A 12,215-nucleotide genomic window follows, 5' to 3' on the forward strand; every position below is an offset into this window, starting at 1 on the left:
TATCTTATTTGTTATTGAAGTAATTGAATTGGATGGCAGATTGGTTGTACTGATTCATAACATCCAGATAATTTTGACGGATACTGATCGCCTGGTTAAGAAATTGACCCAGGTCTGCAAAACTTATTTCACCGGTTCTATAACTCAGGCTTGCCGCACTAATGATTTCCTCAGCTTGCTTTAACCCAGAGGTTTCATAGAAATTCAACAAAGTGTAGTTTTTTTCTATATCAGCGATTGCAGAAGCTCTTTGCGTCTGGAATACTTGAGTTTGGTAAGACAGCGCCTTTTCCTGTACTTCTTTTTCAGCCACTGCAACCCTGACTTTATTCCGGTAGGCTCCGGTTCCGAACAATGGGAAGGATGCCATTACCGAAAATCCGGAGAAAGGGTCTTTCGCACCCCACACCCGCTGACTGAAGAACCGACCCGAAAACTCCGGCTTATTGGTATTCTGCTGAACTTTAATATTGGAAGATGCAATATTTACATTCTGTTCCTGTAAGGCCAATACCGGGTGGCTGGCGGTATTTTCCAACAATTCAACTTCTACTTTTTTAAGTGGTTCGGCCACCGGGAGCAACCACTCATTTTGATTTAAAAGCATCATCAATTGTTGTTGTTGTACCGTCATTGCCTTCTTGTTCTGTTCAAGGAAAGCCTGTAATTCCCGCAGCTTTGCCTCTGCCGCTACCTGGTCCAGTTTTGCAACGTCTCCCGTTCTTACACGTACTTCTGTAGTTTTGAACAGCATTGTATATATACTGTCCAAACGTTGAAAAAGAGCCTGTTTATCCTGTAAATACCAAAGCTGATAATAAGCGGTTCGCACATCTCTTTTGACAACGGCATTTAAAACATCGGTATTGAGTTCAGCATATTTGAGTTGTTCCCTGAAATAATTTTTCCGGGCTGCATATAGACCAGGCCAGGCAATACCTTGCGACAAACCTATTTTTAAAATACCTACGTTATCGGAAGGACGTAAGTCCTCGTTTTCAGCAAACACACCTGTTTTGGGAATATCAGTTGCCGTCTTCACATTTAGAGAAGCACTTTTGATTTGAGCAGTATTCACACCAAATTGTTGATTGCCCTTTAACGCTGTACCTATAGCGTTATCTATTGAAATCCGCTGTTGTTGCTGTGCCTTAACAGATGAAAAGCCTCCCAAGAACAGCAAGATCACTACTGCCATTGTTTTCATGCCTTTGCCTTTGATATTTGGTTTCGAGTTGAAGATGATGTATAGGAGTGGCAATACGAACAGCGTTAGAAATGTCGCTGTGATCAATCCGCCAATCACAACGGTCGCCAGGGGCTTTTGCACCTCCGCACCGGCACTGGTACTGATAGCCATAGGCAGAAAGCCCAAAGAGGCCACCGTTGCCGTCATTAATACCGGGCGCAAACGCGTCATCGTACCTTCTTTGACCCTTTGGAACACATCATCCAAACCTTCTTTTTTTAACTGATTAAACGTTCCTATTAGCACGATACCATTTAATACAGCAACCCCAAACAGGGCAATAAATCCGATACCCGCACTGATACTGAAAGGCATCCCCCGAAGCATTAATGCAAAGACACCTCCTATGGCACTCATGGGGATTGCGGTAAATATTAAAGTAGCCTGCTTAAAGGAGTGAAACGTGAAATACAATAACATAAAAATTAGCAGTAGCGAAACAGGAACTGCGATCATCAGGCGGTCACTCGCTTTTTGCAGATTCTCAAACTGTCCGCCATAAGTGAAGTAATATCCGGAAGGCAGCTTGACTTTAGCTGACAACTGTTGCTGTATATCTTCCACGACACTCTGCACATCCCTGCCAGCAACGTTGAACCCTATAACAATACGGCGTTTTCCTGCTTCCCGGCTTATTTGCGCAGGTCCCAACTTGTATTCAACATTTGCAATCTGGGATAGCGGTATTTGTATGCCTGTACTTGTAGGTATCATCAGGTTATTTACATCATCTATACTGCTTCTATGTGCACTATCCAACCGGACAACCAAATCAAATCGTCTTTCGTTTTCATATACTTGGCCCGAGCTTTTGCCAGCAAAAGCGGTACTCACCACGTCATTTACGTCCTGTATTGTCAACCCGTAGTTGGCAATTCGAGTGCGATCATATTCAACATTGATCTGCGGAAGCCCGCTAACCCGCTCGACCTGGGGAGAAGTAGCACCGGGTACACCTTGAATAACCTCACTTACTCTATTCGCATAAGAAGCCAGCGTGTCGATATTCTCACCAAAGATCTTGACTGCTACATCCTGTCTGATCCCCGTCATCAGCTCATTAAAACGCATCTGGATCGGCTGGTTTTTTTCAAAGAACACACCTGGTATAACTTCCAGCTTTTCCATTATAGCATCTGCGAGTTCCGTATAACTTCGTCCAGATTTCCATTCATCCTCAGGTTTAAGGACCGCCATTAGGTCAGTAGCCTCAGGAGGCATCGGATCTGTAGGTACCTCGGCTGCGCCGGTTTTACCTACAACCATCTTGACTTCATCAAATTGTTTGATAATCCGAGAAGCCTGCATGGAAGTTTCGATACTCTGATTCAAGGAACTTCCCTGTGGTAGAATACAGTGAAACGCATAGTCTCCCTCTTGTAATTGAGGAATGAACTCTCCACCCATTCTGCTGAAGAAAAATATAGCAATTGCAAAAATGCCAACGGTGACGCCTACTACAATATATTTAATCCGGATAGCTTTTTGTAACAATGGTTGGTACCAACTTTGTAATTTCCCCATCATCTTGTCACTAAATGTGCGTTTGTGACTGGTTTTCTTTGATAAAAACAAAGCACACATCACTGGGATATAAGTCAGGGATAATATCAATGCTCCGAAAATGGCAAAGCCAACTGTCTGGGCCATTGGACGGAACATTTTGCCCTCAACACCAACCAAAGTAAGAATAGGGATATATACAATGAGGATAATGATTTCTCCAAAAGCAGCACTGGTACGTATCTTAGACGCCGAAGTAAATACTTCATCATCCATTTCAGTTTGAGTCAACTTGGCCGTCGATTTTCGCAGACCAAGATGGTGCATTGTAGCTTCTACGACGATAACAGCCCCATCTACGATCAGTCCGAAGTCTATAGCTCCTAAACTCATCAGGTTGGCGCTCACTCCAAATACGTTCATCATTCCAAGTGCAAATAACATTGCAAGGGGAATGGCAGAAGCTACGATCAATCCGGCCCGGAAATTCCCAAGAAACAATACCAGTACAAAAATCACTATCAGCGCTCCTTCAATCAAATTCTTTTCCACTGTACTGATAGCCCGACCCACAAGATCAGTTCTGTCCAGGTATGGTTCGATAGTAATATCATCAGGCAGCGACTGTTGAATAGTAGGTAACTTTTCTTTTATCCGCTTAACAACCTCGTTACTGTTTTCCCCTTTCAACATCATCACTACACCGCCTACAGCGTCTACTTCTCCATTATAAGTTAAAGCGCCATACCTTACTGCGTTACCGAATTTCACTTCAGCAACGTCATTTATATATATGGGTACGGCTCCGGAATTTTTAACCACAATTCTTCTAACGTCATCTAAAGACGTTACCAGACCTATACCTCTGATGAAATAGGCATTTGGCTTTTTGTCGATATACGCCCCCCCGGTGTTCTGGTTATTCTTTTCAAGAGCTGTAAAGATATCCGGGATACTTACACCCATTGCTCTCAATCTATCGGGATTTACAGCAACTTCGTATTGCTTCAATTGACCTCCAAAGCTGTTCACTTCGGCAATACCCGGAGTACCATATAATTGCCTGGCAACGATCCAATCCTGCATCGTGCGAAGGTCTTTTGCGTTGTATTTGCTTTCGCTTCCCTTTTTAGGGTGAATGATATACTGGTACACTTCGCCTAAACCTGTACTGACCGGTGCCATTTCCGGCGTTCCGATTCCCTGAGGAATTTTATCAACAGCCTCTTTGAGTCTTTCATTGATGAGCTGCCTGGCAAAGTATATGTCTACTTCCTCTTCAAAAACAACGGTTATCACCGAAAGTCCGAAACGGGAAATACTGCGGATTTCTTCGATTTTCGGAACATTGGCAATACTTTGCTCTATGGGAAAGGTTACCAGTTGTTCTACTTCTTGTCCTGCCAATGTTGGACAGGTAGTAAATATCTGAACCTGATTGTTGGTAATATCAGGGACGGCATCTATGGGCAATTTGGTGGCACTCCACGCTCCCCATATTATAAGTAACAAAGTCATTAAACCAATAATGATTTTGTTCTTTATACTGAATTTAATAATACGATCTAACACAGTGTATTTTGTTATTTAACGCTTAGTAAAAAGATATGTAGTCCTTTTCTCAGAATGGAAAAAGGCGGGAAAGATGCGTGCTGTGTATTGTTATACGTAAATTGTACAACACCTGATCAAAGCCGAAAAGCAATGATGTTACGGACGATATGCACAAAATGCATATCAAACGATAAGACACGATCTAAAAGAAATTAAGCGTTAAATCTCGGCGGCTGCCAAATATTTCCGGAGTAGTTGGAAACAAAAAAACAATCCCTTATTGAACCTTTTTGGCTTTAAATTCTCGTAAAGGGATATTAAATTCTGGTAAGTTAAACTTAAAGGAGGTTACTGAAACACTGCAACAAGTGCACTGGCAAAACGGGGAACAATTATCGTCTTTGTCTTGATTATGATTATGACTAAGGTCTTTGGATGGAGATTTTAGTTCCGCACAAACATTCTTAGCATCGCTGCACGGAGCACCGAAAAGTGCCGTGAAGTAAATTACTAATATGGTTGCTATCCATTTCATGCAAGTGCAAATTTAAGAAAAAAATCCGTGCAATACTGTTGCAAAAATCACTTTTTTTCCTTATAGATACTATTTTCTCTAAAATGGGGTGGTTAATAGAATCGAGCTGATTAGTTAGTTAATAGCCGACAAAATGTTCGAGTAACCGGAGAAATGCCCTATGGATAACAGATTTGCTTCATAAAGTCGTTCTTCAGATATCCTGAACCACAAAACAAATGGTAACAAAAACGTTAACTATAATTAGCGAAAAAAATTATGTTTTTGCAACATTGTATAAAAAATACAGGGTTTTTCAACCCCCATATTTAGCTGGTATTAATAGCTTTTTTCTGAAACCAATTTCCTCAAATCCTCCAAAAAGTGGTTCGAAAATTGTCCCGACAGGACGACAAAAGCTTTTAAAAAGGCAATCTTGTAAAAGGTTCTCTTTTGTATTGGGTGCTGTAATGCTTTGCTGTATATTGGCAGTGAACAACCGCCTTTTTTCCATTAGTTGAATTTACTTCCACTTAACCTGCCTTTTTTCTTGCAAAATGCAATGCATTATAGCATAAATATGCCCATCTGCAAAGCGTAGATTGCCAAACCCACTCTACTATGTACATTTAATTTTTTAAATAATTCTTCCCGGTATCTGTCAATCGTTTTAGGACTAATCCCCATTTTATCAGCAATTTCTTTGTAAGTTAATTCAGTGGCGCAATACCGCAATAATTCTTTTTCCCGTTCCGAAAAATTGTCTAATGGCACTACTACTTTATTTTCTTCCCCACCCATATTAATGCAAATTGTTTTTTGATTGTGTTGTATTTTTTCAATACTCTCTAAAATTTCTTCAGGATCTACATTTTTTTGAATAAACCCATAAATGCCTAATTTCAGCAAATCATTAATTTTTTCTAATTCTACGTACATAGAAAAAATAACAACTTTGATGGAAGGATATTGCTGTAAGAGCAGTTCACTGGTTTTATAACCGTCTAGTACAGGCATTCTTACATCTAATAATACAAAATCAGGGTATTGTTCACTTCCATGAATGAAATTTATCAAGGCTTTACCATTATCAAATTCAGCTAAAACCTTGTATTTCCCAGTTATTTCAAAAATATTTTTGATGCCCTCTCTAAGTGCGGGATGGTCATCAGCAATTACAATTGTTTGCATCAGAAAATTAATTTTAAATATAAAATTTAATGAAATAGTATATTTATAGATATAAAATTAATGTGAATGTAATAAAAATGATAATATTTTAAAGGCATTCATACAAAAATATTTTGACATAAACAATGGGTGTTTTTCCCCATTGTACAAATGAAAAGCAGACATTATGTTTACGCTCACAAAATATAATTGCTTGTGTGTAGTCTTTTTAAAATACTGCTTTTTGAATGCTTTTTCCTCTCTACATGCTTTATGCATGTTTTTGCATATACACCAATAAAGTATCCTTCAGATACCACCTATACTAGTAGCATAAATAATCGGTCAATCAATCAACTCAACAAAAAGTATGCGCAACTAAATCAACAACTCACCAAAAGAATGCAACATTATTTACAAAAAGCTCAGCGTTCAGAAAAAAAAATTTGTTTACAACTCTTAACAAAAGACAATGTTGCTGCTCAACAAATGTTGCATACTCCGACAGATTTTTATCAAAAGGCAATGCAAAAATCTAATAATTCGTTACAGAAAATCAGGCGAATTACAGCTTATATCGCCGGGTTAGATAGTATACATACTGCAACAGATTATTTGTTACTAAATGGTGCAATGTGTAATTCTTCAGCCCTATTAAATCTCAATCATACCACCAATAGTTTACAAAACAATTTAGAAGCGGGAACTGTAACCAGTCAGGAATTAGCGCAAAGAGTACAGTTATTGAACAGATTATTAACACAAGCAGGGATGTTGAAATTCTTGAAAAATTTTCAGCAGCAAGCCTTTTATTTTCAGCAGCAGGTAAATAGTTACAAAGAAATGCTTCATGATCAAAAGCAGTTAGAACAGAAAATGATGGCCTTAGTACGCAATTTACCCGCTTTTCAGGATTTCTGGCAGCGGAATAGCCTGTTGGCGCAGTTATTTCCTGCTACAGCCAATATTGGTACAACGCAGGCATTAGCAGGGTTACAGAGCAGGGCACAGGTACAGCAAATATTAACACAGCAGTTGGGCGGAACGGGAGTAAGTACAGGCAGTAACCCACAACAGTTTATACAACAACAAATGCAGTCTGCGCAAAATCAACTCAATACATTAAAAGATAAAATTAATCAATTAGGCGGAGGTAATAGTGCATTAATCATGCCTGATTTCACACCCAACCAGCAGAAAACAAAAACAATATGGCAAAGGTTAGAATATGGCATCAACATACAATCACAAAAAACTAATTATTACCTGCCTGTAACCAGTGATATAGCTGCAACATTGGGCTATAAACTGAATGATAAAAGTACAATTGGTGTAGGTGTTGCTTATAAGTTGGGTTGGGGTAATGGTATTAATGATGTAAAGATCAGCAATGAAGGTGTTGGCTTAAGAAGTTTTTTAGATATAAAAATAAAAGGTAGTATATGGGTTACCGGAGGTTATGAGCAAAATTACCAATCAGCCTTTACCCGAATCCCACAATTACAGGATTACAGCGCATGGCAAACTAGTGGATTAATTGGGGTTACCCAAAAAATGAAGGTGGGGAAAAAAGCCAGTAACGTACAATTATTGTGGGATTTTTTAAGCTATCGTACCATACCCGTTACACAACCTTTAAAATTTAGAATTGGATATAATTTTTAAAAAATAATACTATGTATGTTTTTATGAAACGCATTTTGTTTTTATTGATTTGTTTTTTCGCCATAAATGGTCAGATAGAAGCACAAAATAATCCATTGGCAGAAACCAATATAACCCCACCAACAGCAGCAGCGTTGGTAAAATATGCTGATTATCCTGTAAGTTATCATACAGGCATCCCCAATATTAATATTCCCATTTATACCGTACAAAATGGCCCATTGGAAATGCCCATTAGTTTAAGTTATCATGCTTCTGGTTTAAAGGTGCAGGAATTGGCCAGTTGGGTAGGTGCAGGATGGAGCTTAAATGCGGGTGGTGTTATAACACGTTCGGTTGTTGGTTTGCCGGATGATCGTGGATTCAGCAATACAAATGTTACAAATGGGCATTGGTCAGATTTTGGTTACAATAGTTATCTCGGCACAACAAATGGTAATATTGACGATGCTGGATTTTATCAGGGCAGGAAAGATGGAGAACCGGACTTGTACTTTTTTAATTTCGGAAAATATACCGGTAAATTTTATTTCAGAGATGATAGAACACCAGTGCTCGTTCCTGAACAGGATTTTAAAATTGAACCAGATTATACTAGTTTAACTACCCCTTATCAGAATGGAGTGTGCTTTCAGGGTTTTAAAATAACAACACCTGATGGCACACAATATTTCTTTGGAAATACCGGCAATACTGGAAGTGTAATGCCTTTGGAAGTTACCAGTCCATATTCTATGAAAAACGGTTTATCAAGTGGCTCCGCAGTTTCAAGCTGGTATTTAAACAAAATTATCTCGAAAGATAATATGTTCACCATAAATTTTTCTTATCAACAAGAAAATTATAGTTACTACACTTTATCTATGTTCCCAATATATAGCACCAATACCATTGGGCAGTATGAGTATGATGCAGTAAAACAGTTTGTACAGGGGGTTCGATTAAGTTCCATTACTTATAGTGGCAATACAATTAGCTTTAATGCCGCAGCAACACCAAGAACAGATTTAAGTGCATATACGCCACAAACAATGGCTGATAATGCAAATACTTCTGCAAATGCATTGGATAATATTACTATCAGTAATGCATCAGGATTTTGTAGAAAATTTCAATTCACTTATGGATATTTTCATGATGGTGTCAATGGACTTAATGGAATATTAGGTACCTATTTACCAAATATACAATCTGATACCTACCGTTTAAGATTAGATGCTTTACAAGAATCCTCTTGTGATGGAAGCATAATCGAACCACCTTATCAATTTAGTTATTATAGCGAAATGGTACCCAGATTATTGGCTTTTGGTATTGATCACTGGGGTTATTATAACGGAATTACGAATAATAATACCCTAATTCCTACATATACGGTAAATAATACCAGAACAGTCAATGGTGCCAACCGAGATGCACAATGGCCTGCTATGAGAGGTGGAGCATTACAACAAATTACTTATCCTACCGGTGGATATACCAAATTTAATTTTGAGCCCCACTATGTAACAAGGTCAGTTCCCGGTTATCAAACAATCAATGTTACCAATTCTTCCGTTTTATATGATGGCAGTACATATCAGACATTAAGTTTTACTACCCCGTCAGGATACACGAATTATACGCTTTCTTTAAGTAGTACAACAACCGGTGTAAGTGGTACCTATCAGGTTTTTGATCCAAATGGCAATATGGTGGTTAATGCTACTATTCAATCTGGTACTTCTACTACTCAGGCAATTACTTTAACACCCCGCACAACTTACACTTCAAGATTATACGGAACTACATCCACAACAGCTTGGGGAGGTTGCTCAGCTTCCATTTCATATCAAATGCCCGTAACGAATATAACCAATATTACTATTGGAGGACTTCGAATTAATTCTATGATACATCATGACCCATTGGCTACTCAGGATATTGTTACTAATTTTAATTACACTGCAGGAGGAAGTAGTTCAACAGGTATACTATACAGTATACCAACTTATGTTAATGTATTACGGAATGATATGTATGGACTAATTTGGGGTAATACTTCTAATGGCCTCTATAATCCCAACGGTTGTGCTACTTTAACCGGAGGAGGCTTTGAAGCTGCCTATTTAATTTCTCCCAGTTCCGTTTTGCCAATGCGTACTACAATGGGTAACCATATTGGGTATAGTGAAGTAGATGTTGCTCAAACAGGCAATGGTCACTCTGTATATTGTTATTATAGCGCTAATTATTGGGATGGTTTTCAGAATAGTGCTGATGTAGTGGTTCGTAATGTCAATGATTTAAGTTGCGATGCATCTGTTTCCAGTTATCCTTATGCACCGCTACCATTTGATTCCATTACAGGGGAATTAAAGTATGAAGCATATTTCAATCAAAACAATCAAATCTTAAAAGAAATATGGCACTATCCGACTTATTCAAAAGACCAAATTGGAACGCCAGGCTATATTTGTAAATTGCTTACTTTAGGTGGGAATACAACCCCCCTGTTTGGTACTGAATATCAGTTATTTTCATTCTTTAAAACGCAGGATAAATCAGTGGAAACAGATTATGATCCTCAGAACGGAACATCCATTACAACTACATCTATTACAAATTATAATAGCATTTTTCATCATCAGCCAACACAGCAAATCATAAATACCTCTCTGGGAGATAATTTAATAACCAATTATACTTATGCCTTTGATTTCAGGTTATCTAATTGTGATGGCATTGATAATGGCTATCAAAATTATCAAAACAATTTAAATACAGCCACTTCTGCTTTTTATAATAATGTATATTCTTGCACACCAACAACCAACGATGCAAATAACTGCAGGTGGATTAGTTATGAAAATTATCGTATAAGCAAGGCTCAGGCAAGAATCAACTATGTTAATTATCGCTATTCCAATTTTACAAGTCCAACCAGTACATTTATTACCTACCATAATCAGGATAAAAATAACGCAGATACAGAATTAAAACCCATATTGGAGTTGCAAGATGAATTTGATAATGCTTTAATTGAAACATCAAATTGGAAAAACAGTAGTTTAGTTGGCGCTGACTTTACTAGATATGACTATGTAACTAATCCCGCAGGTTTTGTTGCGCCACAAAAAACACAGAAAATAAATATCATAAGCCCATCTGCAAGCTTTACAAATGCTGTAACATACAATAATTCCTCTATTACAAAAGATAATAGATATGAAGATGAAAATATGTATATTTTTTATGGGGGTAATTTGGTGAGTATTACAAAAAAAGATGGTGTTAACAATAGTTTTATTTGGGGGTATAATCATCAATATCCTGTAGCCCAAATTAAAGGTTCAAACTTTTATTCAGCTTATAATTTATTGAACCAAAGCATTGTTCAAAATCCTGCCAGTGATGCACAACTCAGAACTGAATTAAGTAAGTTAAATCCGCAAAATTTACCCAATAGTCAGGCAAGTATTTACACTTATTCACCTTTATTAGGTATTACTTCTTCCACATCATCCAATGGTATATTAAATTATTATGAGTATGAGGGGCTTGGCAGATTAAAAGATATTCGTGATAATAGTAATAATGTTATTAAACTATTTGATTATCAATACCAAAAACCCGCTTATTCCAGTACAGTTCAGATGACATCCATTTCAGTGACCAATGTTGTTTCCGGTGCATTTTATTATTTACAATTAACGAATGTAGCTACAGGTCTGATTTATAATTTTAAAATAATTGGTACGGGTATTTATGGTCAGATTCCATATGGAAATTACAATATATCCCTACATGCATCCGACTATAGTGCCAATCATATGTGGATAATTAATAACACTTATTCTGAGTCGGGGGTGTCCACTGCTACATTCAATAATATTCCCTTAACAACCGCTACAACAACAGTAGCCATTTATTAAATTTATTTTTTATAAATAATCATTATGAAAAAAAATGTTTCCATATTGCTGCTTCTAATGTTCATGAATCAACATTTCATTCATGCACAGGAACATACTATTTATGCCATTCAACAAATGGATATAGAACACCACCCGATGAATATCGGAAAATTAAAAGGACAGCAAATAGTAGTGGTTAATTTTTTAGCCAATACACCTAATGATATTCCATTTCAATTATTTTTTTCTTTAGATACATTATATCAACAAACTAAACATGCTTTTCAGGTTATTCTTTTGCCCGAAAAAGATAATAGCCCAATGCTAACAGATAGTGCATTAAATCATATTTTGTCGGATATGCTTCATTTACCCTTTACTATTTCTGCCTCCGTTTCAAAGTATAACCTGTATGATACAACAAAAAATAGTTTGGTAAGGTGGCTAAATAATTCCGCCGATAACCGCCATTTTGAAAATGAATACAATCATGCTGACTATAAAATTTATATCCTGAACAATAAGGGTGAATTGTTATCTGCCTTCTATGAACATCCCCAGATTAACACCATACAACTTTTGAAAAATATATTCATTCCAAATAAACGGAATGATCACAATTAATTCGTAACCTATGCGAACAGAGGTATATTCAAAATCTTTA

Annotated in this window: 6 protein-coding genes; 3 read left to right on the forward strand and 3 right to left on the reverse strand. The window is 37.3% G+C overall.

Annotated elements, in window-relative coordinates; genetic code table 11:
* Positions 1-4: 4 nt before the first annotated feature.
* From AC3QLY_RS11160 to AC3QLY_RS11170, 3 genes are all read right to left on the reverse strand, one after another.
* Complete coding sequence (locus AC3QLY_RS11160; protein WP_298939061.1) at positions 5-4,324, reverse strand: CusA/CzcA family heavy metal efflux RND transporter; 4,320 nt, start codon at positions 4,322-4,324, stop codon at positions 5-7.
* 259 nt (positions 4,325-4,583) lie between these two features.
* Positions 4,584-4,841, reverse strand: coding sequence for a DUF6660 family protein (locus tag AC3QLY_RS11165; protein WP_442872743.1), 258 nt, complete (start codon positions 4,839-4,841; stop codon positions 4,584-4,586).
* A 546-nt stretch (positions 4,842-5,387) separates the two neighbouring features.
* Positions 5,388-6,011, reverse strand: coding sequence for a response regulator transcription factor (locus AC3QLY_RS11170; protein WP_218331186.1), 624 nt, complete (start codon positions 6,009-6,011; stop codon positions 5,388-5,390).
* A gap of 252 nt (positions 6,012-6,263) precedes the next feature.
* Here AC3QLY_RS11170 and AC3QLY_RS11175 point away from each other — a divergent pair, with 252 nt between their 5' ends.
* From AC3QLY_RS11175 to AC3QLY_RS11185, 3 genes are read left to right on the forward strand one after another with little or no spacing between them, the layout of a single operon-like run.
* On the forward strand, positions 6,264-7,655 hold the full coding sequence (locus AC3QLY_RS11175) for a hypothetical protein (protein ID WP_218331187.1): 1,392 nt from the start codon (positions 6,264-6,266) through the stop codon (positions 7,653-7,655).
* An 11-nt stretch (positions 7,656-7,666) separates the two neighbouring features.
* Positions 7,667-11,569: a hypothetical protein gene (locus AC3QLY_RS11180; protein ID WP_287100969.1), complete on the forward strand. Its 3,903-nt coding sequence runs from the start codon at positions 7,667-7,669 to the stop codon at positions 11,567-11,569.
* Between the two features lie 24 nt (positions 11,570-11,593).
* Positions 11,594-12,175 carry a hypothetical protein gene (locus tag AC3QLY_RS11185; protein ID WP_287100971.1) on the forward strand — a complete coding sequence of 194 codons (582 nt, stop codon included), beginning with the start codon at positions 11,594-11,596 and terminating at the stop codon, positions 12,173-12,175.
* The last annotated feature ends 40 nt before the right edge of the window (positions 12,176-12,215 follow it).

It is taken from the genome of Hydrotalea sp. GW822-HT8A01, assembly GCF_058798575.1.

What these genes read in the sequence shown, in the direction of transcription:
- AC3QLY_RS11165 (WP_442872743.1), bottom strand. Translation starts at nt 4,841, where the DNA reads ATGAAATGGATAGCAACCATATTAGTAATTTACTTCACGGCACTTTTC.
- AC3QLY_RS11170 (WP_218331186.1), bottom strand. Translation starts at nt 6,011, where the DNA reads ATGCAAACAATTGTAATTGCTGATGACCATCCCGCACTTAGAGAGGGC.
- AC3QLY_RS11175 (WP_218331187.1), top strand. Translation starts at nt 6,264, where the DNA reads ATGCATGTTTTTGCATATACACCAATAAAGTATCCTTCAGATACCACC.
- AC3QLY_RS11180 (WP_287100969.1), top strand. Translation starts at nt 7,667, where the DNA reads ATGTATGTTTTTATGAAACGCATTTTGTTTTTATTGATTTGTTTTTTC.
- AC3QLY_RS11185 (WP_287100971.1), top strand. Translation starts at nt 11,594, where the DNA reads ATGAAAAAAAATGTTTCCATATTGCTGCTTCTAATGTTCATGAATCAA.